This window comes from Mitsuaria sp. TWR114, from assembly GCF_007997345.1.
In genome coordinates this window covers 1-25,062 of record NZ_VOSR01000268.1, presented here as the reverse complement: position 1 = coordinate 25,062, position 25,062 = coordinate 1, and the positions used below count along the sequence as shown (strand labels likewise).

Here is a 25,062-nt window from a genome sequence, read left to right as displayed (position 1 = left end):
GCCTGCGAGATCACCGGCTCCGGGAACACCATGCGCTCGAGCGTGATGATGCTGTCCGGATCGCACAGGGTTTCGCCCGTGGTGACGTCCTTCAGGCCCACGCAGGCCGCGATGTCGCCCGCCAGAATTTCCTTGATTTCCTCACGCTGGTTGGCGTGCATCTGCAGGATCCGGCCGATGCGCTCCTTCTTGCCGCGCACCGGGTTGTAGACGGTCGCGCCCGACTGCAGCACGCCCGAATACACCCGCACGAAGGTCAGCTGACCCACATACGGGTCGGTCATCAGCTTGAAGGCCAGCGCCGAGAACTTCTCTTCGTCGGTACGCTGACGCGTGACCGGCTGGTCGTCTTCATCGGTGCCGGCAACCGGCGGGATGTCCAGCGGCGAGGGCAGGAAGTCGATGACGGCGTCCAGCATGCGCTGCACGCCCTTGTTCTTGAAGGCGGTGCCGCACAGCATCGGCTGGATCTCGGTCGCGATCGTGCGCTTGCGGATCGCCACCTTGATCTCTTCCTCGGTCAGGTCGCCCGTCTCGAGGTACTTGTTCATCAGCTCTTCGGTGGCTTCGGCTGCGGCCTCAACCATCTTCTCGCGCCATTCCTGAGCGACCTCGACCAGGTCGGCCGGGATGTCTTCGAAGGTGAACTTCATGCCCTGGGAAGCCTCGTCCCAGATGATGGCCTTCATCTTGAAGAGGTCCACCACGCCCTTGAAGTTCTCTTCCGCGCCGATGGGGATCACCACGGGCACCGGGTTGGCCTTCAGGCGGGTCTTCATCTGGTCGACGACCTTGAAGAAGTTCGCGCCGGTGCGGTCCATCTTGTTGACGAACGCGAGGCGGGGCACCTTGTACTTGTTGGCCTGGCGCCAGACGGTTTCCGACTGGGGCTGCACGCCACCGACGGCGCAATAGACCATGCATGCGCCGTCCAGGACACGCATCGAGCGCTCGACTTCAATGGTGAAGTCCACGTGCCCGGGGGTGTCGATGATGTTGAAGCGGTGCTCGGGGTAGGACATGTCCATGCCCTTCCAGAAGCAGGTCGTCGCGGCCGACGTGATCGTGATGCCGCGCTCTTGCTCCTGCTCCATCCAGTCCATCGTGGCGGCGCCGTCGTGCACTTCACCGATCTTGTGGTTCACACCGGTGTAGTACAGGATGCGTTCGGTCGTCGTGGTCTTACCGGCATCGATGTGCGCCGAGATACCGATATTGCGGTAGCGCTCGATGGGGGTCTTGCGGGACATGGTGTCACTCCAAATGCATGGAGCCGCCATCGGGTCAGTAGTAACCCGAGGCGGCCAGAGAGGTCTTGATTAGAAGCGGAAGTGCGAGAACGCCTTGTTGGCGTCTGCCATGCGGTGGACTTCGTCGCGCTTCTTCATCGCGCCACCACGGCCTTCGGAGGCCTCCAGCAGTTCGTTGGCCAGACGTTGGGCCATCGACTTCTCACCACGCTTGCGCGCGGATTCCTTCAGCCAGCGCATGGCGAGGGCCAGACGGCGGACGGGGCGAACTTCCACGGGAACTTGGTAGTTCGCACCGCCAACGCGACGGGACTTCACTTCGACCATGGGCTTCACGTTGTTGATCGCGATCATGAAGACCTCGAGCGGATCCTTGCCGGACTTCTGCTCGACTTGCTCCAGGGCGCCGTAAATGATGCGCTCTGCGACGGCCTTCTTGCCCGATTCCATGATGACGTTCATGAACTTGGACAGATCAACGCTACCGAACTTCGGGTCCGGCAGGATCTCGCGCTTGGGTACTTCGCGACGACGTGGCATGGGATTCTTCCTTCAATGCTTCAGTTGGTCAGGGCTCTCGCCCCGCCGCGGATCTCCACCGACATCTGGGGGGATCCACTTACTCGGCTGCCGGTGCACCTGCACTCGGGCCGCAAAAATTCGATGACCTCTCGGCCACCAAGACCTGGGCTGATTAAGCCTTCTTCGGACGCTTGGCGCCGTACTTCGAACGCGCTTGCTTGCGGTCCTTCACGCCCTGCAGGTCCAGCGAACCGCGGACGATGTGGTAACGCACGCCCGGCAAGTCCTTGACACGACCGCCGCGCACGAGCACGACGCTGTGTTCCTGCAGGTTGTGGCCTTCACCGCCGATGTACGAGATGACCTCGAAACCGTTGGTCAGGCGCACCTTGGCGACCTTACGAAGCGCCGAGTTCGGCTTCTTCGGGGTGGTGGTGTACACGCGGGTGCAGACGCCACGACGTTGCGGGCACGACTGCATGGCCGGCGACTTGGATTTCGTCACCTCGGTCTCACGACCGTGGCGAACGAGCTGATTGATGGTTGGCATAAGTAACTTGTTCCCGTTTGAAGTCACAACCCCAGCGCATCCTGGCCTTGTGGCACCGCGTCAGATCGAGGCGTTCCACAAGCGACAAAAGCGCAGCACCTTGCGGCACCACGCTCGGATCAACCCCGGATCCGGTTCGAAACCTGGACCCCGGACGCATCAAGACATGCTGGAGAGCCGGCGATTGTAGGCGAGTTCAGTGAAATCGCACAAGGCGCTATGCTCCCGGACCCTATGACCGACGCTGTCTCCATCGCCCTTCCGCCGCTTCCGGACAACACGGCCGCCGCCGGCCGACTGGTCATCCTGGACACGCAGGTCGTCATGGACTGGCTGGTGTTCGATGAGCCCACCCTGTTGCCGCTCATCGCCGCAGTGGAGAGCCGGCACTTACATTGGGTCGCCACGGCGGCGATGAAGGCGGAGCTGCTGCACGTGATCGGGCGGGGCGTCGCGGCCCGCTATTCACCGGACCTCCAGCGCGTGGAGACGGCTTTCACGCAACATTGCCGATTCGTCGAGGAGCCCTCCTTGAGCATCGCGCGCCCCCGATGCAGCGACACCGACGACCAGAAATTCATTGATCTTGGCCTGGCACTCGCCGCGACGGCACCGACCTGGCTGATCTCGCGTGATCGCGCCGTGCTGAAGGTCGCCAAGCGCGCCGCCCGGCTTGGACTGCCCATCCTCTCGCCAGCCGCCTGGCTGAAGCTGAACGCTGGATGAGCCGCGCGCGCGGACGCTGGGCGTCCGCGCCACGATGCGGGCAATGAAAAAGGCTGCCGCCCTTGCGGGACGGCAGCCTTCGGGTGGTCGAGCCGCGGACAGCTCGACCCGGGTCGCTTCGATTACTCGCCAGTGCCTGCGTCGCTGGCCGCGTCGAGCGCGGACAGTTGCACCGCCGCCATTTCCTCGGCTTCCTGCATGGCGATGGAGCGGCGCTCGGCGTCGTCCATCTCTTCCTTGGCGCGGCGCGCCTGGTGGAAGGCCATGCCGGTACCAGCCGGGATCAGACGACCGACGATCACGTTCTCCTTCAGGCCACGCAGTTCGTCGCGCTTGCCCATGATCGCGGCTTCGGTCAGCACGCGGGTCGTTTCCTGGAACGACGCCGCGGAGATGAACGAGTCCGTCGACAGCGAGGCCTTCGTGATACCCAGCAGCACATCAGCGTGCGTGGCGATCATCTTGCCCTCGCCGCGCAGGCGGTCGTTGGTGTCCAGCAGCTCCGAACGCTCGACCTGTTCGCCGGCGATGTAGGACGAGTCGCCCGGGTTGACGATCTGCACGCGGCGCAGCATCTGGCGAACGATCACCTCGATGTGCTTGTCGTTGATCTTCACGCCCTGCAGACGGTAGACGTCCTGCACTTCATCGACGATGTAGCGCGCCAGTTCCTCGATGCCCAGCAGGCGCAGGATGTCCTGCGGATCGGCCGGGCCGTCGACCACGAGTTCGCCGCGGTTCACCACCTGGCCTTCGTGCACCAGGATGTTCTTTTCCTTGGGCACCAGCAGCTCGTGCTTGCGGCCTTCCGGATCGGTGATCTCCAGGCGGACCTTGCCCTTGGTCTCCTTGCCGAACGAGACCGTGCCGGTCTGCTCCGCCAGGAAGCCGGCGTCCTTCGGCGAACGGGCTTCGAAGAGTTCCGCCACCCGCGGCAGACCGCCGGTGATGTCGCGGGTCTTCTGGCCTTCCACCGGGATACGCGCCAGCACTTCGCCCGGAGCGAGCTCCTGACCATCGCGCACCTGGATCAGCGCGCCGACCTGGAAGCCGATCGTCACCGAGTGATCGGTGCCGGGGATCTTCACTTCCTGGCCGTTGGCGTCCAGCAGCTTGACCTGCGGACGGACCACCTTGGCGGCACCGCGACGCTTCGGGTCGATCACGACCAGCGTGGACAGGCCCGTCACCTCGTCGACCTGCTTGGCCACGGTGACACCTTCCTCGACGTTCTCGAACTTCGCCTGGCCGGCGAATTCCGTGATGATCGGGCGGGTCAGCGGGTCCCAGGTCGCCAGGATCGTGCCGGCCTTGATGGTCTGGTCGACCTTGATGTTCAGCAGGGCGCCGTACGGCACCTTGTGACGCTCGCGCTCGCGGCCATGCGGGTCGGTGATGATGATTTCGCCGGAACGCGAGATCACCACCAGTTCGCCCTTGCCGTTCGTGACGTAGCGCATCGTGGCATTGAAGCCGATGATGCCGTCCGACTTGGCTTCGACGCTGGAGGCCACCGCCGCGCGCGACGCCGCGCCACCGATGTGGAAGGTCCGCATCGTCAGCTGCGTGCCGGGCTCACCGATCGACTGGGCGGCGATGACGCCGACCGCTTCGCCGGTGTTGACCATGCCGCCGCGACCCAGGTCACGGCCGTAGCACTTGGCGCACAGGCCGAAACGCGTGCCGCAGGTCAGCGGCGTGCGGACCTTGACCTCGTCGACGCCGGCCGCTTCCAGCACATCCAGCGTGTCCTCGTCCAGCATGTTGCCGGCGACCAGCAGGGTGGCTTGCGTTTCGGGGTGCACGACATCAATGGCTGCCACGCGGCCCAGGATGCGGTCGCGCAGCGATTCGATCACCTCGCCGCCTTCGACCAGCGCGCGCATGTGGATGCCGTTGTCGGTGCCGCAATCGGACTCGGTCACGACCAGATCCTGCGTCACGTCGACCAGACGACGCGTCAGGTAGCCGGAGTTCGCGGTCTTCAGCGCCGTGTCCGCCAGGCCCTTGCGAGCACCGTGGGTGGAGATGAAGTACTGCAGAACGTTCAGGCCTTCGCGGAAGTTCGCCGTGATCGGCGTCTCGATGATGGAGCCGTCCGGCTTCGCCATCAGGCCCCGCATGCCGGCCAGCTGACGGATCTGCGCCGCGGAACCCCGCGCGCCCGAGTCGGCCATCATGTAGATCGAGTTGAACGACTCCTGCTCGACTTCCTTGCCGTTGCGGTCGAGGATCTTCTCCTTCGACAGCTGCGACATCATGACCTTGCCGACTTCGTCACCGGTCTTGCCCCAGATGTCGACGACCTTGTTGTAGCGCTCGCCGGCGGTCACGAGGCCCGAGACGTACTGCTGCTCGATCTCCTTGACTTCCTTCTCGGCGCGGTCGATCAGCTCGGCCTTCTGCTTGGGCACCAGCATGTCGTCGATCGCGATCGAGATGCCGGCGCGCGTGGCCAGCTTGAAACCGGACTGCAGCAGCTTGTCTGCCAGCACCACGGTTTCCTTCAGGCCGCACTTGCGGAAGGACGTGTTGATCAGGCGCGAGATTTCCTTCTTCTTCAGCGCCTTGTTGATGTTGCTGAACGGCAGGCCCTTCGGAAGGATCTCCGACAGCAGCGCGCGACCGACGGTCGTGTCCACCAGCTTGGTCTCGGGGATCCACTCGCCCGTGTCCTTGTTCTTGGTGTACTCGGTCAGGCGGACGCTGATCTTGGCGGTGATCTCCACCGCGCCGTTCTCCAGCGCGCGGATCATCTCGGGGATGTCCGAGAAGACCATGCCCTCGCCCTTGCCGTTGGTGCGCTCGCGGGTCGCGTAGTACAGACCCAGCACCACGTCCTGCGACGGCACGATCGACGGCTCGCCCGAGGCCGGGAACAGCACGTTGTTCGAGGCCAGCATCAGCACGCGGGCTTCCATCTGCGCTTCGATCGACAGCGGCACGTGGACGGCCATCTGGTCACCGTCGAAGTCGGCGTTGAACGCCGCGCAGACCAGCGGGTGCAGCTGGATCGCCTTGCCTTCGATCAGCACCGGCTCGAACGCCTGGATGCCCAGGCGGTGCAGCGTCGGCGCGCGGTTCAGCAGGACCGGGTGCTCCTTGATGACCTCTTCCAGGATGTCCCAGACGACCGGGGTGCCGCTCTCGACTTCCTTCTTCGCCGCCTTGATCGTGGTGGCGATGCCCATCGCCTCCAGGCGCGAGAAGATGAAGGGCTTGAACAGCTCCAGCGCCATCAGCTTGGGCAAGCCGCACTGGTGCAGCTTGAGCGTCGGGCCCACGGTGATGACCGAACGGCCGGAGTAGTCGACGCGCTTGCCCAGCAGGTTTTGCCGGAAGCGACCGCTCTTGCCCTTGATCATGTCGGCCAGCGACTTCAGCGCGCGCTTGTTCGCGCCGGTCATGGCCTTGCCGCGGCGGCCGTTGTCCAGCAGCGAGTCGACGGCTTCCTGCAGCATGCGCTTTTCGTTGCGCACGATGATCTCAGGGGCCTTCAGCTCGAGCAGGCGGGCCAGGCGGTTGTTGCGGTTGATGACGCGGCGGTACAGGTCGTTCAGGTCCGACGTCGCGAAGCGGCCGCCGTCCAGCGGCACCAGCGGACGCAGATCCGGCGGCAGCACCGGCAGCACTTCCAGCACCATCCAGTTCGGCTTGATGCCCGAGCGCTTGAAGGCCTCCATCACCTTCAGGCGCTTGGAGTTCTTCTTGATCTTCAGCTCGGAGCCGGTCATGTCGTTGCGCAGGCGGTCGATCTCGACGTCGAGATCCATTTCCGCCAGCAGCTTCTGGATGCCTTCGGCGCCCATCAGCGCGATGAACTCGTCACCGTACTCGACGCGCTTCGCGTCGTAGTCGTCCTCGGACATGATGCTGAACTTCTTCAGCGGGGTCATGCCCGGATCGACGACGACGTACGCCTCGAAGTACAGCACGCGCTCGATGTCGCGCAGCGTCATGTCGAGCACCAGGCCCAGACGCGACGGCAGCGACTTCAGGAACCAGATGTGCGCGCAAGGCGCGGCCAGCTCGATGTGGCCCATGCGCTCACGGCGCACCTTGGTCTGGGTGACTTCGACGCCGCACTTCTCGCAGATCACGCCGCGGTGCTTCAGGCGCTTGTACTTGCCGCACAGGCACTCGTAGTCCTTGATCGGGCCGAAGATCTTGGCGCAGAACAGGCCATCACGCTCCGGCTTGAAGGTCCGGTAGTTGATGGTCTCGGGCTTCTTCACCTCGCCGAACGACCACGAGCGGATCTTCTCGGGCGAGGCCAGCCCGATCTTGATCGCGTCGAAATGTTCGTCCGGGGTGAATTGCTTGAACAGGTCCAACAAACCCTTCATACGTTTCTCCTGTTCTCTTTAGTTGCGCTCGAGCTCGATGTCGATGCCCAGCGAACGGATTTCCTTCACCAGCACATTGAACGACTCGGGCATGCCGGCTTCGATCGAGTGCTCGCCCTTGACGATGGACTCGTACACCTTGGTCCGGCCATTCACGTCGTCGGACTTCACCGTCAGCATTTCCTGCAGGATGTACGAAGCACCGTAGGCTTCCAGCGCCCACACTTCCATCTCGCCGAAACGCTGGCCGCCGAACTGCGCCTTGCCGCCCAGCGGCTGCTGGGTGACGAGCGAGTACGGGCCGGTCGAACGGGCGTGCATCTTGTCGTCCACCAGGTGGTGCAGCTTCAGCACGTGCATGTAGCCGATCGTGGTCGGACGCTCGAACTGCTCGCCGGTGCGGCCGTCATACAGGAAGGCCTGCGTGCGGCTGGGCGTGAGGCCCTTCTTCGCGGCGATGTCGTCCGGATAGGCCAGCTTCAGCATCGCGCGGATTTCCTGTTCCTTCGCGCGTCGAAGACGGGGGTCGCGAAGGTGGCGCCGTGCTGCAGGTTGCGGGCCATGCCCAGGACTTCCTCGTCGCTCAGCTGGGCGAGGTCCTCGGACTTGCCGCCGTTCTGGTTGAACAGCTGGTCCATAAACTCGCGCAACTCGGCCACGCGGGCCTCGCGCTGGAGCATGTCGCCGATGCGCTGGCCAATGCCCTTGCCGGCCCAGCCCAGGTGGACTTCCAGCACCTGACCCACGTTCATCCGCGACGGGACGCCCAGCGGGTTCAGCACGATGTCGGCAGGCGTGCCGTCGGCCATGTAGGGCATGTCCTCGATCGGGGTGATCTTGGACACGACACCCTTGTTGCCGTGACGGCCGGCCATCTTGTCGCCAGGCTGCAGGCGGCGCTTGACGGCCAGGTACACCTTGACCATCTTCAGCACGCCGGCGGGCAGCTCGTCGCCCTGCGTCAGCTTCTTGCGCTTCTCGTCATAGGCGAGGTCGAAGCTGTGACGGGTCTGCTCCAGCGAGTTCTTGATCGATTCCAGCTGGTTGGCGATGTCGTCCTCGGCGGGACGAATGTCGAACCAGTGGAACTTCTCGACCTCGGCCAGGTAGTCCTTGGCGATGACGGTGCCCTTGGTGATCTTCTTCGGACCGCCGTTGGCGACCTTGCCCACCAGCAGCTTCTCAACGCGGTCGAACGCGTCGGCTTCCACGATGCGCAGCTGGTCGTTCAGGTCCAGGCGGAAGCGCTTCAGCTCGTCGTCGATGATCTGCTGGGCGCGCTTGTCGCGCTGGATGCCTTCACGGGTGAACACCTGCACGTCGATGACGGTGCCGTTGGTGCCCTGGTCCACGCGCAGCGACGTGTCCTTCACGTCCGAGGCCTTCTCGCCGAAGATCGCGCGCAGCAGCTTCTCTTCCGGCGTCAGCGTGGTCTCGCCCTTGGGCGTGACCTTGCCGACCAGCACGTCGCCCGGGTTCACCTCGGCACCGATGTACACGATGCCGGATTCGTCCAGACGAGCCAGCTGCTGTTCGCTCAGGTTCGGGATGTCGCGGGTGATTTCCTCGGAGCCCAGCTTCGTGTCACGGGCCATGACCACCAACTCCTCGATGTGGATCGAGGTGTAGCGGTCTTCGGCCACCACGCGTTCGGAGATCAGAATCGAGTCTTCGAAGTTGTAGCCGTTCCACGGCATGAACGCGACCAGCATGTTCTGGCCCAGAGCCAGTTCACCCAGGTCGGTCGAGGCGCCGTCGGCAATGATGTCTTCCGCGGCGACGCGGTCGCCACGCTTGACGATGGGGCGCTGATGGATGTTGGTGTTCTGGTTGCTACGCTGATACTTGATCAGGTTGTAGATGTCGACACCGACTTCACCGGCCACGGTCTCGTCGTCGTTCACGCGGATCACGATGCGGTTCGTGTCGACGTAATCGACCACGCCGCCGCGGCGCGCGGCCACCACCGTGCCCGAGTCCTTCGCGGCCACGCGCTCGACGCCCGTGCCCACGAAAGCCTTTTCCGGACGCAGGGTCGGAACGGCCTGACGCTGCATGTTGGCGCCCATCAGCGCGCGGTTCGCGTCGTCGTGCTCCAGGAACGGCACCAGCGACGCCGCCACCGACACGATCTGCGTCGGCGCCACGTCCATGTACTGGATGCGTTCGGGCGAAGTCAGCACCGATTCGCCGTTCTCACGCGCGGAAACCAGCTCGTCGACCAGTTGACCGGCATCGTTCAGCGACGCGTTCGCCTGGGCGATGACGTACTTGCCTTCCTCGATGGCCGACAGGTAGTCGATCTGGTCGGTGACCTTCGAATCGACCACGCGGCGATACGGCGTCTCCAGGAAGCCGTACTCGTTCAGGCGCGCATACAGCGCCAGCGAGTTGATCAGACCGATGTTCGGGCCTTCCGGCGTTTCGATCGGGCAGACGCGGCCGTAGTGGGTCGGGTGCACGTCGCGGACTTCGAAGCCGGCGCGCTCGCGGGTCAGACCGCCCGGGCCCAGGGCCGAGACACGACGCTTGTGCGTGATCTCGGACAGCGGGTTGGTCTGGTCCATGAACTGCGACAGCTGCGACGCACCGAAGAACTCCTTCAGCGCCGCGGAGATCGGCTTGGAGTTGATCAGGTCGTGCGGCATCAGGGCTTCGGTCTCGGCCTGGCCCAGACGCTCCTTGACGGCCTTCTCGATACGGGCCAGACCCGAGCGGTACTGGTTCTCGGCCAGCTCGCCGACGCAGCGCACGCGGCGGTTGCCCAGGTGGTCGATGTCATCGACCTCGCCGCGGCCATTGCGCAGCTCGACCAGGATCTTGACGACGTCCAGGATGTCCTCGTTCGACAGCGTCATCGCACCGGTCGGGATGTCGCGGCCCACGCGGGCGTTGAACTTCATCCGGCCGACGCGCGACAGGTCGTACGTGTCGTCGCTGTAGAACAGGCGGTTGAACAGGGCCTCGACGGCGTCTTCCGTCGGCGGCTCGCCGGGGCGCATCATGCGATAGATCGCCACGCGCGCGGCCAGCTGGTCGGCGGTCTCGTCCGAGGCCAGCGTCTGGCTGATGTACGCGCCTTCATCCAGCTCGTTCGTGAACAGGCACTGGATGTCCTTGATGCCGGCGCCGCGCAGCTTCTTCAGCAGCGAGTCCGTCAGCTCGTCGTTGGCCTTCGCGATGATCTCGCCGGTGTCCGGGTCGACCATGTTCTTCGCCAGGACGCGGCCCAGCAGGAAGTCTTCCGGCACGGTCACGTGCTGCGTGCCGGACTGCTCCAGCTGGCGCACGTGGCGGGCGGTGATGCGCTTGTCCTTCTCGACCAGCACGTTGCCGCTCTTGTCGGTGATGTCGAAGCGCGCGACTTCCCCCTTCAGGCGTTCGGCCACGAACTCCATCTGGGCGCCCGAGTCCATCAGGCGGAAATTGTCGAAGACGAAGAAGTGCGCCAGGATCTGCTCGGGATTCAGGCCGATGGCCTTGAGCAGGATCGTGACCGGCATCTTGCGGCGGCGGTCGACGCGGAAGTACAGGATGTCCTTCGGGTCGAACTCGAAGTCCAGCCACGAACCGCGATACGGAATGATGCGGGCCGAGAACAGCAGCTTGCCGGACGAGTGGGTCTTGCCCTTGTCGTGCTCGAAGAACACGCCGGGCGAGCGGTGCAGCTGCGAGACGATGACGCGCTCGGTGCCGTTGATGATGAACGAGCCGTAATCGGTCATGAGCGGCACTTCGCCCATGTAGACCTCTTGCTCCTTGATCTCCTTGACCGTCTTGGGCTGGGGGCTTTCCCGGTCGTAGATGATCATCTGCAGCTTCGCGCGCACGGCGGCGGCGAAGGTCAGGCCGCGCTGCTGGCATTCGCGAACGTCGAACGGCGGCTTGGCGATGTTGAATTCGAGGAACTTCATTTCCACGAACCCGTTGTGCGACACGATCGGGAACGTGGACAGGAATGCCGCTTGCAGGCCTTCCGGTTTGCGCTTCAGGGGAGCGACATCCTTCTGCAGGAAGTCGACATACGACTCCTTCTGCATCGTCAGCAGGTACGGAACGTTGAGCACGCTCACGCGCTTGCCGAAGCTCTTGCGGATGCGCTTGCGCTCGGTGTAGCTGTAGGGGGTTGCTTGCGCCATAAAGACTCCGTGTCGAGCGCGCCCCTGGCCTGGAGGCGCGCTGCGTCGGCGACTGGCTGTTCGGGCGTTGCACCCGAAGCTTGGTGGTTGGCCACTACCAACCGCTGGCGGACAACCCCGGCCACCGGACGGCACGGAGGGCGTTGCACCCCACGCGTGACGCACGGCCAAACCGCGGCCCGACCAAACCGTTCTCTGCAGTCGGATCAGAGAACACTCGAAAGAACCGTGCATGATACCGCACGATGCTTTCGATTGCTCTTTGTCAACCGGAACCGCACAGGGACAAACCCTGAAACGAGGAAAGGGGAGGCCCCATGGGACCACCCCTCTCGCGGATTGGAATCCGGTGAACGAGTCACCGGATCCCCACAAGGTCTTACTTGAGTTCGACCTTGGCGCCGGCTTCTTCCAGCTTCTTCTTAGCAGCTTCGGCGTCGGCCTTGGCAATGCCTTCCTTGACGGGCTTCGGAGCGCCGTCGACCAGGTCCTTGGCTTCCTTCAGGCCCAGGCCGGTGATTTCGCGAACGGCCTTGATGACCGAGACCTTGTTGGCGCCGGCGTCCGTCAGGACGACGTTGAACTCGGTCTTCTCTTCGGCGGCGGCAGCGCCACCAGCGGCAGCGCCGCCAGCAGCCGGAGCGGCCATCGAAGCGGCGGACACGCCGAACTTCTCTTCAATCGCCTTGACCAGGTCGTTCAGTTCCAGAACGGTCATGCTGTCCAGGGCAGCCAGGAAAGCGTCTTTGTCGAATGCCATGATAGGTTCCTAAATACAGAGTGTTTTGATTGCGCGAATGCAGCGTCGATCAGGCCGCGGCAGGAGCTTCTTCGGCAGCGGCTTCGGCGCCGCCACCCTTCTGCTGAGCCAGGGCAGCCAGCACGGCCGCGGTGCGTTGCACCGGCGACTTGAGCAGGCCGGCGATCTGCGACAGCAGGACTTCCTTGGTCGGGACAGCCGCCAGCGCCTTCACGCCGTTGACGTCCAGAGCCTTGCCGCCGTAGGCACCACCCTTGATGACGAGCTTGTCGTTGGTCTTGGCAAAGTCAGCGATGACTTTGGCAGCCGCGACAGCGTCTTCCGAAAAGCCGTAGATCAGCGGACCGACCATGGCGTCCGAAGCAGCCTCGAACGAGGTGCCGGCGACAGCACGGCGAGCCAGGGTGTTCTTCAGCACATGAAGGTACACGCCTTGGGCACGCGCGGTGACGCGCAGCTTGTTCAGGGCTTCAACGGTGAGGCCACGGTACTCAGCCAGCGCCAGCGTCTGGGACTTGGCGGCTTGCGCTGCCACGTCGGACACGACGGCTGCTTTCTCGTTGCGATTGAGACTCAAGGTCTACTCCTCACATTACGCCCTCGATGCGATGAATGACCATCGCGTCTCGGGCACCGGAATCAGCGACCTTCTGTCAGGAACCCATCGCGACGAACGCGATTCGAATCCTTTCAGCGGGACCGCCATCTGCGCTGGCTGGAGGCCGGAGCCTCCGATTAAGCGAGCTCCCCGAACTGCGGGAACTCTCGCCAGCGGTCTTGGATGACCTGGCCGGGTTTCCCCGGCCAGCCCACCAATTCATCGGCGCACGCCAGACTCGCGTGACGCCTCAATTGAATGAAGCCTCAGGCGGCCGCTGCGGCGTTGATCGTGCCGACGTCCACGCGGGCGCCAACGCCCATCGTCGACGAGACAGCGATCTTGCGCAGGTAGATGCCCTTGCTCGAGGCCGGCTTGGCCTTGTTCAGGGCTTCGACCAGCGCGCGCAGGTTGCCTTCCAGCTTGTCGGTGTCGAACGAGCGACGGCCGATCGTGCCGTGGATGATGCCGGCCTTGTCGACGCGGAACTGGACCTGGCCAGCCTTGGCGTTCTTGACGGCGGTGGCGACGTCCGGGGTCACGGTGCCGACCTTCGGGTTCGGCATCAGGCCGCGCGGGCCCAGGATCTGACCCAGGGTACCGACGATGCGCATCGTGTCCGGCGAGGCGATCACGACGTCGAAGGGCATGTCGCCCGCCTTGACGCGCTCAGCCAGGTCTTCCATGCCGACGACGTCGCGCCGGCGGCCTTGGCTTCTTCAGCCTTGGCGCCTTGGGCGAACACGGCGACGCGCTTGGTCTTGCCGATGCCGTTGGGCATCACGACGGCGCCACGGACCACCTGGTCCGACTTCTTCGCGTCGACGCCGAGTTGGATCGACACATCGATGGCTTCATCGAACTTGGCGGTGGCGCATTCCTTGACGAGGTTGATCGCCTCGGTCAGCGCGTACAGCTTGGTCGACTCGACCTTGCCCTGCAGGGCTTGTTGACGCTTGGTCAGCTTGGCCATGTCAGACACCCTCCACGATGATGCCCATCGAACGGGCGGAGCCGGCGATGGTACGGACAGCGGCATCCATGTCGGCGGCCGTCAGGTCCTTCTGCTTGGTCTTGGCGATCTCTTCCAGCTGGGCGCGGGTCAGCTTGCCGACCTTGTCCAGATGGGGGCGCTGCGAGCCCTTGTCGATCTTGGCAGCCTTCTTCAGCAGCACGGTCGCCGGGGGCGACTTGATGATGAAGGTGAAGCTCTTGTCCGCGAAGGCGGTGATCACGACGGGCAACTTGAGGCCCGGCTCATAGCTCTGCGTCTGGGCGTTGAACGCCTTGCAGAATTCCATGATGTTCAGACCACGCTGACCCAGCGCGGGACCGACCGGAGGCGACGGGTTCGCCTTGCCAGCCGGGATTTGCAGCTTGATGTAGCCGACAATCTTCTTGGCCATGTTTTCTCCTGATGGCGACACGACGGCCACGCCGTTTCGCCTGAGTGCTAGCGCGAGGGGCTGGCCCGGAAGACGTACCCTCGCTCCTCTTGTCCGCTTCTCGTTGCGGACTGGTCACGGAAGGTTGCGCCGGCTTTCGCCGTCGAGCACCTTCGGGCTCTTGTTCATTGGCGGAATGACGAATGGCGGCCCGAGCCGCCATGCCATTCACCGCTGATCAGACCTTCTCGACCTGGGCGAAGTCCAGCTCGACGGGGGTCGCACGACCGAAGATCGTGACCGAGACGCGCAGCTTCGACTTGTCGTAGTTGACTTCCTCGATGCTGCCGTTGAAGTCGGTGAACGGGCCTTCCTTGACGCGGACGATCTCGCCGACGATCCATTCCACCTTCGGCTTGGGCTTGTCGACGCCCTCTTGCATCTGGTTGACGATCTTCATGACCTCGGCTTCCGAGATCGGCGCCGGGCGGTTCTTCGCGCCACCGACGAAACCGGTGACCTTGGACGTGTGCTTGACCAGATGCCAGCTGTCGTCGTCCATCACCATCTCGACCAGCACGTACCCGGGGAAGAAGCGACGCTCGGTCACGGCCTTCTTGCCGTTCTTCAGCTCGACGACTTCCTCGGTCGGCACCAGGATGCGACCGAACTTGTCCTGCATGCCGGCGCGGTCGATGCGCTCACGCAGGTTGCGCTCCACCGCCTTTTCCATGCCGGAATAGGCGTGCACGACATACCAGCGCTTGGCCGGGCCAGCGGGCGCGGTCGACTCGGTCGCAACGACGTTTTGATCTTCGCTCATCTTGGTCCCCATCCGTTCCCGCTCAGCGCTTCCAACCCAGGATCAGGTCGTACAGCACCCACTCCAGCGTCTTGTCGGTGAACCACAGGAAGAGCGCCATCACCACGACGAAGGCGAACACATACAACGTCATCTGGCCAGCTTCCTTGCGGGTCGGCCAGACCACCTTGCCCACTTCCTTGATCGAATCCTGGCCATAGGCAATCAGCGACTTGCCGGACTCCGACGTGAAGAACGCCCCCACGGCCGCAGCCAGCAACGCGAGCAGGGCACCCCACTGCACCCACGGACCTTGCTTGCTCAGCGCGTAGAAGGCGACGATCGCGGCCACCAGCAGCAGCACGGCGCCAGCCAGCTTGACCTTGTCGGCGCCCGTCGTAACGGTTTCGACTTGAGGATTGGACATTGAACTCACTTCCGTCGCAGCTTAGCGCCGCGACATTTGTTCGCCTGGAACATTCCAGCCGAACCCACCAGCAGCAAAGCCCGCCGAGATGACTCCCGCGGGCTTGGCGCGACCACTAGGACCAACGTTCGCTTATCGCTGATCGTTGGCAGGGGCAGAGGGTCTCGAACCCCCAACCTTCGGTTTTGGAGACCGACGCTCTGCCAATTGAGCTATGCCCCTGTGGCCTTTGACTTGAATTACTCGATGATCGTCGCGACGACGCCCGAGCCGACGGTACGACCGCCTTCACGGATGGCGAAGCGCAGACCTTCTTCCATGGCGATCGGGGCGATCAGCTTCACGGTGATGCTGACGTTGTCGCCCGGCATGACCATTTCCTTGTCCTTCGGCAGCTCCACGGCACCAGTCACGTCCGTCGTGCGGAAGTAGAACTGGGGACGGTAGTTGTTGAAGAACGGGGTGTGACGGCCGCCTTCTTCCTTGCTCAGCACGTAGATCTCAGCGGTGAAGTGCGTGTGCGGCTTGATCGTGCCCGGCTTGGCCAGCACTTGGCCGCGCTCGACGTCCTCGCGCTTGGTGCCGCGCAGCAGGATGCCCACGTTGTCGCCCGCCTGACCCTGGTCCAGCAGCTTGCGGAACATTTCCACGCCGGTGACGGTGGTCTTCTGCAGATCGCGGATGCCCACGATCTCGATTTCCTCGCCGACCTTGATGATGCCGCGCTCGACGCGACCAGTCACCACCGTGCCACGGCCCGAGATCGAGAACACGTCTTCCACCGGCAGCAGGAACGCACCGTCCACCGCGCGCTCAGGCGTGGGGATGTAGCTGTCCAGCGCGTCGGCCAGGCGCATGATCGCCTGCTCGCCCAGGTCGCCCTTGTCGCCTTCCAGCGCCAGCTTGGCCGAACCCTTGATGATCGGGGTGTCGTCGCCCGGGAAGTCGTACTTGCTCAGCAGCTCGCGGACTTCCATTTCCACCAGCTCCAGCAGCTCGGCGTCGTCCACCATGTCGCACTTGTTCAGGAAGACGATGATGTACTTCACGCCAACCTGACGAGCCAGCAGGATGTGCTCGCGGGTCTGGGGCATCGGGCCGTCAGCGGCCGAGCACACCAGGATCGCGCCGTCCATCTGCGCCGCGCCCGTGATCATGTTCTTCACATAGTCGGCGTGGCCCGGGCAGTCAACGTGCGCGTAGTGGCGGTTGGCCGTCTCGTACTCGACGTGCGCGGTGTTGATCGTGATGCCGCGGGCCTTTTCTTCCGGCGCCGCGTCGATCTGGTCGTAGGCCTTGGCTTCGCCGCCGAACTTGGCCGCCAGCACGGTCGCGATCGCGGCCGTCAGCGTCGTCTTGCCGTGGTCAACGTGACCAATCGTGCCCACGTTCACGTGCGGCTTGGTACGTTCAAACTTGCCTTTTGCCATCTTGCGCTCCTGGCGATCAGATCAAGAAACGAGAGAAGAGGGTTGGTGCCCATGACGCGGATCGAACGCGTGACCTCTCCCTTACCAAGGGAGTGCTCTACCACTGAGCCACATGGGCATCGACACAGGATTGATGACCTTATCAGCAAACCTGTGTCGATATCTCGACACGACACCTTCAACTTCCGATGGAGCGGGAAACGGGAATCGAACCCGTGTCATTAGCTTGGAAGGCTAAGGTTCTACCATTGAACTACTCCCGCCCGGGAGTTTTCCAATTCCAGCTGCTTGAACCGCGAAGCGGGTGACGATCACCCGCTTCGTTGCTCTTGCATCTGTTCGCCTTGGTGGAGGAGGCTGGATTCGAACCAGCGTACGCGTTAGCGGGCAGATTTACAGTCTGCTGCCTTTAACCACTCGGCCACCCCTCCGAGGCGAGCCCACGACTATAGCACCGTTCTTTTTTGGCGCAAATACTTTTTGGCCCGCGCCCCTCTGGCGTGCGATTGGCGCTCGCCGAGCCGAAAGACGCTTCACGGTCTCTCCACGCGGAATGTGATCGGGAGGTGCCACCAAAGCGTGGCAGCGCACAGCGCAACATCCAACCGGGCGGACCGCAAGTAATACCAATTCAACGCCAACTGGTCTCATCCCCGAGGCCCCGCCCTCCCGCAGCCCTCCTTGAGCGCGACAGCCTCGACACCGCTGTCCATGCGGGTCGCGGCGATGCCACAGCAGGGAAAACACCGGCGTCAAACTGGTAGCAAAGTGGCGTTACCGCTCGTTATAGTGGCATGGCATTGGTTGCATTGAGGTGTATTCGGGGGCGCCAGCTGCATGCCACTCCGCCGATGGGTGTCGTGATTTCAGGTGCCGAGTCTTCATCAAAGGCCAACAACTCCAGGCCATTCGAGGAGCAGTTCATCATGAAGGTCAACAAGACCCCTATCGCAGCGGCGGTGACGCTGACGTTGCTGAGCGCGGCCTTCGCCGTGCAGGCGCAGGAACAGAAGAAGGACGACGGCACCCAGCTGGAACAGGTCGTGGTGACCGGCATCCGCGCGTCGCTGCAGTCGGCCGCCAACATCAAGAAGAACGCCAGCGCCGTTGTCGATGCCGTGAGCGCCGAGGACGTGGGCAAGCTCCCCGACTCGGACGTCGGCCAGGCCCTGGGCCGCATCCCCGGCATCTCGGTCGGCCGGGCGTTCGGCCAGGGCGCCTCGGTGTCGATCCGCGGCACCGACCCGCAGATGACGTACACCACGCTGAACGGCCAGACCGTCGCGTCCACCGGCTGGTATGACCAGATGGACATCGACCGCTCGTTCAACTATTCGCTGCTCCCCGCCGAAATGATCGGCGGCATGGAGGTCTACAAGTCCTCGCAGGCCAACCTGACCGAAGGCGGCATCGGCGGCACGGTGATCGTCAAGACCCGCAAGCCGCTGGACCTGAAGGCCAACACGGTCTTCGGCAGCGTGCGCTACGGCGACGGCACCATCAGCGACTCGGAGAAGGAAGCTTCCGGGCTGTACAGCTGGCGCAACGCAAGCCGCACCTTTGGCGCGCTGATCGCCGCCGGCCTGTCCAAGGGCGACTACATCCGCCGCGGCGTCGAAGCCGACAGCCGCTGGAACAGCGACGTGGCCCCGACCGCCTTCGTGCAGGAGCGCAAGCGCACCTCGCTCAACGTCGCCCTGCAGGCGCGCCCGGTCGAGGGCTTCGAAGTCGGCCTGAACCTGCTGAAGCTGAAGCTGGACGCCGACAGCTCCAACTCCAGTGACTACCTGATGCATGACCAGAATTGCGACCAGCGCAATACCGCGGTCAAGTCGGACTTCAACCCGAACGGCATGTGCCTGCACAGCACGACCACGGCCGCCAACCCGCTGCCGCACAAGTTCTTCCAGGTCTGGGCGCGCGGCGCCAGCATGGACTCGGAAAGCGCCGTGGCCGACGCCCACTACACCCTGGGCAGCGCCAAGTTCGACCTCGTCGTCGGCACGACCAAGGCGGACGGCGGCACCTCGGCCACCACCAACTACCAGACCGCCGCGTTCGACGGCGCCGCCGGCCCGTTCACGCGCCCGAACTGGCAAGGCACGATCGACGCCACCGGCAAGCAGATCAAGGTCAACCCGAGCAACGACCAGTCCTGGGGCGTCGGCTCCTTGCCGGCGCAGATGTCGCCGGAAACCTGGGCCACTTCCGCCGGTCCCAACAAGGACAAGGAAAAGTTCGGCCAGCTCGACGCCACCTTCGACCTGGACTGGGGCGTGATCAACGCCTTCAAGACCGGTGTGCGCTTTGCCGACCACACCTTCGAGAAGCGCAGCTACCGCCCGATCTGGAACACGACGATCACGCCGGTGGCCACCTCCGGGCTGTTCGACGGCTCGGTGAACGTCGGCGGATGGACGGTGCCGCGCGCCAACATCGGCGCGATGCTGGACAACACCAACCGGAACATCTCCGGCTGGGTCGAGGACCGCTCCGGCTATGGCGAGCTGAACGAGAAGAACCGCTCGGTCTACGGCATGTTCGAGTTCGAGACCAAGGGCATGCGCGGCAACTTCGGCGTGCGCTACGTCTCCACGAAGGCCACCAGCACCGGTTACCTGTTCGACGGCGTGACGCCGGCCGACCAGTACGCCGGCAACCAGAACTGGGCCAAGACCACCACGTCCACCAAGTCGACCTACAACGACGTGCTGCCCAGCATCAACCTGGCCTTCGACCTGAGAAGCGACCTGGTGCTGCGGGCGACCGCCTCGCAGGCCATCACGCGCCCGAACTTCGCCAACATGTTCGGCGTGACGGTGTCCGGCTACAACGACGACCGCAACGGCAACGAGACCTGGACCATCGGCAACATCGGCCTCAAGCCGATGAAGTCGAGCCAGGCTGACCTCGGCCTGGAGTACTACTACGGCCGCGGCAACATGATGTCGGCGACCTACTTCATCAAGGACATCTCCAACTTCGTCGTCGCCATCGCCACGCCGAACCAGAAGGTCGGCCTGGTCGATCCCAAGACCGGCGTCGACAACTGGACGGTGCAGAGCTTCCAGAACGCCGGCGGCGGCAAGATCCGCGGTATCGAACTGCAGGCCAACCACGCCTTCGGCAACGGCTTCGGCGCGCAGGGCAACTACACCTTCACCGAAGGCACGGCGCCGGCCAGCAGCTACCTGGACGGGCTGAGCCTGTTCACGCAGTCGTCCAAGCACAACGTGAACCTGGTCGGCTACTTCGAGAACGAGCAGTACTTCGCCCGCCTGGCCTACAACTGGCGCTCGAAGTACATGATCCGCGAAGGCGCGTTCTGGTACGGCAACCGCATGCACGATGCCTACGGCACGCTGGACGCCAGCGTGGGCTGGAACATCACCAAGAACCTGCGGCTGTCGTTCGAGGCGATCAACCTGACCAAGGAAGACGACGTCCAGTACGGCGCCGCCGCGGCCTCCAACACCGCCATCAAGGATCCGCTGCGCGCGGGCTTCCCGGCCTGGAGCTTCAAGGGCGAGACCACCTACAAGCTGGGCCTGAGCGCCAAGTTCTGACCGGCACCGCTGCGTCACTTCGAAAGCCCGGCAGCCGCCGGGCTTTTTTCGTTGCGCTGCGCGGCCGGGCAAGCAAGCAAGCAAGCAAGCAAGCAAGCAAGCAAGCAAGCAAGCAAGCAAGCGACTCTCCGCCTGCGGGCGGGCGGCGCTCGCGCGCTAGAAGTCGTAGAAGGTGGTGATGGTCAGCCGGCCCTGGCGCGGATCGCTGCTGAGGCCCAGCGCGGGATTGACGATGGCCGAGTGCAGCAGGCTGCCCCGGTAGGCCACCAGGCGGTTGAATCGCGCCGGCAGCATGCCCAGCAGCTCGAAGCAGTCGTCCGAGTCGCTGAAATAACGCGGCGGCGCCGGATGGCGCTCCATCTCCGCGTAGATCAGGTCGCCGTAGCGTTCGCGCTGATCGGCGGTGATCTGCTGCAGGCCGCTGGCCTTGTGGCGGTAGAAGGCGGTACCGCCATGGCGCTCGTCGCAGAGGTAGAGCATCACGGCCATGAAGTGCGGCGTGCTGGCATCGAAATGCGGCACCCGCTGCAGCGGTCCCAGGTCCTCGGGGGCCACCGTCGTCACCGAGAAGGCGCACGGCGACTTGCGCAGCGGCAGCTCCTCCGGGACGCCGAAGTTCAGCCGGATCAGCGGGTCCAGCAGCTCCGTCAGGCTTTCGCTATAGGCCGCGGGCACTGGCGCTCGCAGCCCGGGATAGCCCTTGCGCTCGTCAGCGCCCGGGCAGCGCTCGAAGCGGGCCTGGCAGGCCGCCTCGACCAGCGCCTGCGGATGCGCGAGGAAATCGTCGATGACGACGACCGGATGCTCGCCGACCCGCACCGAGCGGATGTCGGGCGGCATGCGGATGGCGAAGGTGTCCGGGCTCATGGGCCGGTATTGTGCGGGCGCGACCCGCTCAGATCTTCCAGTACCAGCGGCGCCGGTCGAGCTCGCGCACGATGAGCCACCACACGCCCACGAAAGCCAGCGCGAAGCCCAGCGACTGCGCATGCGGCCCGAGCCAGGCGCCCAGCCAGCCGAAGCCGTGCGCGTAGATCGGGCGCATCCAGCCGAAGCCTTCGAGGAACACGGTGCAGATCCAGGCCCCGGCGTAGGCCGCGATCGCGTTGACGCCGAAGCTGCGGAACAGCGCGGGCGCGCCGAGCCGTCGATCAGCACATGCCCCGCGAGCAGCACCAGCGCGGCCAGGCCTCCGGTCCACAGCACGAAGGACGGCGTCCAGAGGTTCTTGTTGATCGGCATGAGGCCGATGGCGTCGAGCGCGAAGCCCGTGGCCGCCGCGATGAGCCCGACGGCCGCGAGCTGCCGGAGGGCGCCGGCGCGCAGCGCCTCGCCGCAGCGCCAGCCCAGCAGCGTCGTCGCCAGGGCGCCGAGCGTCGCGACGAGGCCCTCGGGGTCATGGCCGAGGCCCGTCACCGGATCCCACTCGTAGCCATGCGGACCGAGCAGCCACGCATCGACACGGCTGGCGATGTTGCCGGCCTTGTCGAGCGGACCGCCCCACAGCAGCAAGGCGCCATAGCCGGCCAGCAAGGCGGCGAGCCAGACGCGTTGACCGGCGGCGCGCCACTGGATCGCGATCAGGCCGGCGAGCGCGAAGCACAGGCCGATGCGCTGCAGCACGCCGGGAATGCGCAGCGCCGGCTTGTCCATCAGCCACCACGCCAGCGCGTGCAGCACCAGTCCCAGCGCCACGATGCGCAAGCCGCGCTGGACCACGGTGGCGCGCAAGGACGCACCGTCGCCGGCCTCGATGCGCGCGCCCATGGCCAGCGACAAGGAGACGCCCACGATGAACAGGAAGAACGGGAACACCAGGTCGGTCGGCGTCCAGCCGTTCCACGCCGCGTGCTCCAGCGGCGCGTAGACGTGGCCCCAGTCGCCGGGGTTGTTGACCAGCAGCATCGCGGCGACGGCCAGGCCGCGCATCGCGTCGACGGACGCAATGCGTTTCGAGGAAGCGTTCATGGGACGAGGATCGGAAGGAAACAGACGCTCAGAAGTCGCAGCGACTCTCGAGCGCGGGCGTGGCCGGCGGGACCTGGTCGAGCCGCGCGATGCCGCCGGCGCGCCAGCGCTTCACCTGCGCCTCCACCTGGGCCGGGCTCAGGACGGTGTCCTTCGCGTGGAAGACCCAGTCGACGTCCTGCTCGTACACCCGCGGCGGGCCGCCCGCGACGCCCGTGGGCAGCGGACCGCCCGGCGAGAACCACAGGTTGAAGTTGATCGACATCGGCACCACCGGGTAGTTGCGGCCGCCGTGTTCGTCGATCTTGCGGCCGTCGATGAACCATTGGGTGCGGCCGTCGGCCACCTGCATCACCAGCGTGTGCCAGTCGCGGCCGCGCTCGCCCAGCGGGCCGAACTCCTCGTGCTGCTGGTTGAAGGCCAGCCACGGATCGAGACGCACCGTCTGCCAGGTGATGCCGTAGATGCGGGTCTTGTCGCTGCCCCAGCCGCCATTGGGCAGGTACTCCCAGTCCAGCTCGCTGAACTCGGGATCGAAGTCGTGCCTGAGCGGGCTGACCGCGTAGAAGGTCTGGATCACCGGGTCGCCATCGGCGCCGCTCACCGGCTGGTCGCTGAAGCGGATCCGCGCGGCATAGGTCCCCGCGAGGTACTTGCGCTGGTGGCACACCTGCACCTGTGCCGTCCCCGGGCCGGTGCCGTCGGTCACGCCATGCAGGCGCAGCTGGCCGTCGACGACGCTCAAGCCCTCGGGCGCCCAACGAGCGCCGGGAATGCCCGGGTGGCCCGGCGCACTGCGGACCGTCCAGCCCTGCTTGAACAGCGCGGCGGTATCGGCGTAGCTGAAGTCGTCGAAGAAGAATTGCGGGTCGGCGGCGTGCGCGCCACCGGCCATCGACATCGCCACGAGGCCCGCGGCGATCGCCTTCATGTCGCGTTCTCCACCGGCGCCGTCGCCACCGCCGGCTCCTGCGGTGCCCGCCCGGGCATGCGCACGAACAGCAGCAGGATCAGCGCCGGCGCGCCGCAGGCGATGGTCCACAGGAAGAAATGCTCGTAGCCCATCGCGAGCTGGATGTCGCCGCTGATGGTCTTGGAGAAGATGAAGCCCAGCTGCATCACGCCCGAGCCCAGCGCGTAATGCGCCGTCTGGTACTTGCCCGGCGCGACGGCCTGCATGATGAACAGGATCATCCCGACGAAGCCGAAGCCGTAGCCCAGCATCTCCACCGCGACGGCGAAGCCGACGTGCCAAAGATCCGCCGGCATCGTGACGGCCAGGTAGTAGAAGGTCGCGTTGGGCACCGCCATCGCCACGATCAGGAAGGGCATCGCGCGGCGCAGGCTCATCCAGCTGGTGAAGTAACCCCCGGCGATGCTGCCCAGCAGGAAGGCCGCCGTGCCCACCGTGCCGTAGATCCCGCCCACCTGCTCGGTGCTCAGGCCCAGGCCGCCCTTGTCGCGCGCCTCGATCAGGAACAGCGGCCCGATGGTCTGCACCTGCCCTTCGGCGAAGCGGAACATCACGATGAACAGGATCATCAGCCAGATGCCCGGCTTGCCGAGGAAGTCCGCGATGACCTCGCGCAGCGTGCGCCAGACGCCGGCCGCGGTGAGGTCGCCGTGATCGGTGTTGAGCGCGCCGGGCAGCGCGTACGCGTTGTAGCTGGCCAGCACGAACAGCAGCACCGACAGCAGCCCGAAGATCACCGACCACGCGTTCATGACGCCGATGCCACGCTCCAGGTGACCGGCCAGCACCAGCAGGCCGCCCAGCGTCAGGAACTTCGACGCGTTGAAGAACGCGCCCTGCCAGCCGGCGTAGGCCGCCTGCTGCTTGTCGTCGAGCGCTGCCATGTACAGGCCGTCGCAGGCGATGTCGTGCGTGGCCGACGCATACGCGAGCAGGAACAGCACCGCGATGCTGGCCGCGAACCACATCGGCAGCTGCAGCGCCACCGCCATCAGCGCCAGGCCGGCCGCGCCGGTGAACTGCCCGGCGACGACGATCAGCTTCTTGCTGCGCGCCAGCTCCAGGAACGGGCTCCACAACGGCTTGAACGCCCAGGCCAGGCCCAGCAGGCCGGTCCAGCGCGCGATCTGGTCGTTGGCCACGCCCATGTTCTTGAACATCAGGCCGGCGATCAGCATGACGACGAAGAACTGCATGCCCTGCACGAAGTACAGGCTGGAGACCCAGCGGATCGGCGATCGCGCGGGCGCGGAGGAAGTCTGCGGCTGGCTCATGTCGAGGCCCTCGGATCGATGCTCAGTTCAGCGTCACCGGCGACTGGCCGCCGGCCTGGCCGCGGCCTTGCAGCCAGTCGCCCAGGGCCGCCAGCGCGCCGTCCGCGTAGCCCCAGCTGATCACCGTCGGCGCGTCGACATCCAGCGCCTGGAACGGATTCCAGAGCACCAGGTGCAGGTCAGGCCGCCAGTTGCCGGCCTGCGCGCCGTAGCGCGCCCGGTGCGTCGAGGCGACGATGGTGAAGCGGCCATCCGCCGGGACCGTCGCCCAGTCCAGGGCGGCGATGTCGGCGAGCGAGACGAACTCGACGTCGCGGTAGCCCTCGAACAGCGCGCGCACCTGCGC

15 protein-coding genes, 4 tRNA genes and 3 pseudogenes are annotated in these 25,062 nt (G+C 65.0%); 2 read left to right on the top strand and 20 right to left on the bottom strand.

From position 1 onward, the window contains the following. The 3 genes from fusA to rpsL all read right to left on the bottom strand — a co-directional run. Positions 1-1,250, bottom strand: a 1,250-nt coding sequence (gene fusA / locus FUT87_RS11680) for an elongation factor G (RefSeq protein ID WP_147241117.1), incomplete at its 3' end; no start/stop codon positions are given. Positions 1,251-1,319: 69 nt separating this feature from the next. Then, complete coding sequence (gene rpsG, locus FUT87_RS11675; protein ID WP_091728098.1) at positions 1,320-1,790, bottom strand: 30S ribosomal protein S7; 471 nt, start codon at positions 1,788-1,790, stop codon at positions 1,320-1,322. A 154-nt stretch (positions 1,791-1,944) separates the two neighbouring features. Continuing rightward, positions 1,945-2,322 carry a 30S ribosomal protein S12 gene (gene rpsL / locus FUT87_RS11670; protein ID WP_091728101.1) on the bottom strand — a complete coding sequence of 126 codons (378 nt, stop codon included), beginning with the start codon at positions 2,320-2,322 and terminating at the stop codon, positions 1,945-1,947. A gap of 234 nt (positions 2,323-2,556) precedes the next feature. On the opposite strand from rpsL, the gene FUT87_RS11665 reads away from it, so the two are divergent. Further along, positions 2,557-3,048, top strand: a complete 492-nt coding sequence (locus tag FUT87_RS11665) for a putative toxin-antitoxin system toxin component, PIN family (RefSeq protein ID WP_183493045.1) — start codon at positions 2,557-2,559, stop codon at positions 3,046-3,048. A gap of 122 nt (positions 3,049-3,170) precedes the next feature. Here the strand turns inward: FUT87_RS11665 and rpoC are convergent, their stop codons facing one another. The 13 genes and pseudogenes from rpoC to FUT87_RS11600 all read right to left on the bottom strand — a co-directional run bounded on the left by rpoC (position 3,171) and on the right by FUT87_RS11600 (position 17,366). After that, the gene (gene rpoC / locus FUT87_RS11660; RefSeq protein WP_091728111.1) at positions 3,171-7,394 is read right to left on the bottom strand and encodes a DNA-directed RNA polymerase subunit beta'; all 4,224 of its coding nucleotides are present in this window, start codon (positions 7,392-7,394) and stop codon (positions 3,171-3,173) included. Positions 7,395-7,412: 18 nt separating this feature from the next. Continuing rightward, positions 7,413-11,533: pseudogene (gene rpoB / locus FUT87_RS11655) on the bottom strand (DNA-directed RNA polymerase subunit beta). Positions 11,534-11,912: 379 nt separating this feature from the next. Then, the gene (gene rplL / locus FUT87_RS11650; RefSeq protein WP_091728117.1) at positions 11,913-12,293 is read right to left on the bottom strand and encodes a 50S ribosomal protein L7/L12; all 381 of its coding nucleotides are present in this window, start codon (positions 12,291-12,293) and stop codon (positions 11,913-11,915) included. Positions 12,294-12,342: 49 nt separating this feature from the next. Beyond that, complete coding sequence (gene rplJ / locus FUT87_RS11645) at positions 12,343-12,870, bottom strand: 50S ribosomal protein L10 (RefSeq protein ID WP_147241115.1); 528 nt, start codon at positions 12,868-12,870, stop codon at positions 12,343-12,345. 287 nt (positions 12,871-13,157) lie between these two features. Next, positions 13,158-13,864, bottom strand: a pseudogene (gene rplA / locus FUT87_RS11640) (50S ribosomal protein L1). 1 nt (position 13,865) lies between these two features. After that, entirely contained in the window at positions 13,866-14,297 is a 432-nt protein-coding gene (rplK, locus tag FUT87_RS11635; RefSeq protein ID WP_091728125.1) for a 50S ribosomal protein L11, read from the bottom strand. Between the two features lie 217 nt (positions 14,298-14,514). Next, a complete protein-coding gene (nusG, locus tag FUT87_RS11630; RefSeq protein WP_091731642.1) occupies positions 14,515-15,099 on the bottom strand; it encodes a transcription termination/antitermination protein NusG in 585 nt (194 codons plus the stop codon). A gap of 22 nt (positions 15,100-15,121) precedes the next feature. Next, positions 15,122-15,505: a preprotein translocase subunit SecE gene (secE, locus tag FUT87_RS11625; protein WP_091728126.1), complete on the bottom strand. Its 384-nt coding sequence runs from the start codon at positions 15,503-15,505 to the stop codon at positions 15,122-15,124. A 146-nt stretch (positions 15,506-15,651) separates the two neighbouring features. Then, positions 15,652-15,727 (bottom strand) — tRNA-Trp (locus FUT87_RS11620). 17 nt (positions 15,728-15,744) lie between these two features. After that, the gene (gene tuf / locus FUT87_RS11615; RefSeq protein ID WP_091728089.1) at positions 15,745-16,935 is read right to left on the bottom strand and encodes an elongation factor Tu; all 1,191 of its coding nucleotides are present in this window, start codon (positions 16,933-16,935) and stop codon (positions 15,745-15,747) included. 43 nt (positions 16,936-16,978) lie between these two features. Next, a tRNA-Thr gene (locus tag FUT87_RS11610) sits at positions 16,979-17,053 on the bottom strand. A 71-nt stretch (positions 17,054-17,124) separates the two neighbouring features. Then, positions 17,125-17,198 (bottom strand) — tRNA-Gly (locus tag FUT87_RS11605). Between the two features lie 82 nt (positions 17,199-17,280). Further along, a tRNA-Tyr gene (locus FUT87_RS11600) sits at positions 17,281-17,366 on the bottom strand. Positions 17,367-17,861: 495 nt separating this feature from the next. Here FUT87_RS11600 and FUT87_RS11595 point away from each other — a divergent pair. Then, complete coding sequence (locus tag FUT87_RS11595) at positions 17,862-20,501, top strand: TonB-dependent receptor (protein ID WP_147241114.1); 2,640 nt, start codon at positions 17,862-17,864, stop codon at positions 20,499-20,501. Positions 20,502-20,657: 156 nt separating this feature from the next. On the opposite strand, the gene FUT87_RS30620 is transcribed toward FUT87_RS11595, so the two are convergent. The 4 genes and pseudogenes from FUT87_RS30620 to FUT87_RS28680 form a co-directional block, all read right to left on the bottom strand. Beyond that, positions 20,658-22,469, bottom strand: coding sequence for a DUF6445 family protein (locus tag FUT87_RS30620; protein ID WP_255511780.1), 1,812 nt, complete (start codon positions 22,467-22,469; stop codon positions 20,658-20,660). Positions 22,470-22,497: 28 nt separating this feature from the next. Then, positions 22,498-23,400, bottom strand: coding sequence for a glycoside hydrolase family 16 protein (locus FUT87_RS11580; protein WP_147241113.1), 903 nt, complete (start codon positions 23,398-23,400; stop codon positions 22,498-22,500). Continuing rightward, the gene (locus FUT87_RS11575) at positions 23,397-24,716 is read right to left on the bottom strand and encodes an MFS transporter (protein WP_147241112.1); all 1,320 of its coding nucleotides are present in this window, start codon (positions 24,714-24,716) and stop codon (positions 23,397-23,399) included. Before FUT87_RS11575 ends, FUT87_RS11580 begins: the two co-directional genes overlap by 4 nt. A gap of 22 nt (positions 24,717-24,738) precedes the next feature. Continuing rightward, positions 24,739-25,062: pseudogene (locus FUT87_RS28680) on the bottom strand (beta-N-acetylhexosaminidase); the annotation flags it as partial.

What these genes read in the sequence shown, in the direction of transcription:
- rpsG (WP_091728098.1), bottom strand. Translation starts at nt 1,790, where the DNA reads ATGCCACGTCGTCGCGAAGTACCCAAGCGCGAGATCCTGCCGGACCCG.
- rpsL (WP_091728101.1), bottom strand. Translation starts at nt 2,322, where the DNA reads ATGCCAACCATCAATCAGCTCGTTCGCCACGGTCGTGAGACCGAGGTG.
- FUT87_RS11665 (WP_183493045.1), top strand. Translation starts at nt 2,557, where the DNA reads ATGACCGACGCTGTCTCCATCGCCCTTCCGCCGCTTCCGGACAACACG.
- rpoC (WP_091728111.1), bottom strand. Translation starts at nt 7,394, where the DNA reads ATGAAGGGTTTGTTGGACCTGTTCAAGCAATTCACCCCGGACGAACAT.
- rplL (WP_091728117.1), bottom strand. Translation starts at nt 12,293, where the DNA reads ATGGCATTCGACAAAGACGCTTTCCTGGCTGCCCTGGACAGCATGACC.
- rplK (WP_091728125.1), bottom strand. Translation starts at nt 14,297, where the DNA reads ATGGCCAAGAAGATTGTCGGCTACATCAAGCTGCAAATCCCGGCTGGC.
- nusG (WP_091731642.1), bottom strand. Translation starts at nt 15,099, where the DNA reads ATGAGCGAAGATCAAAACGTCGTTGCGACCGAGTCGACCGCGCCCGCT.
- secE (WP_091728126.1), bottom strand. Translation starts at nt 15,505, where the DNA reads ATGTCCAATCCTCAAGTCGAAACCGTTACGACGGGCGCCGACAAGGTC.
- tuf (WP_091728089.1), bottom strand. Translation starts at nt 16,935, where the DNA reads ATGGCAAAAGGCAAGTTTGAACGTACCAAGCCGCACGTGAACGTGGGC.
- FUT87_RS11595 (WP_147241114.1), top strand. Translation starts at nt 17,862, where the DNA reads ATGAAGGTCAACAAGACCCCTATCGCAGCGGCGGTGACGCTGACGTTG.
- FUT87_RS30620 (WP_255511780.1), bottom strand. Translation starts at nt 22,469, where the DNA reads ATGAACGCTTCCTCGAAACGCATTGCGTCCGTCGACGCGATGCGCGGC.
- FUT87_RS11580 (WP_147241113.1), bottom strand. Translation starts at nt 23,400, where the DNA reads ATGAAGGCGATCGCCGCGGGCCTCGTGGCGATGTCGATGGCCGGTGGC.
- FUT87_RS11575 (WP_147241112.1), bottom strand. Translation starts at nt 24,716, where the DNA reads ATGAGCCAGCCGCAGACTTCCTCCGCGCCCGCGCGATCGCCGATCCGC.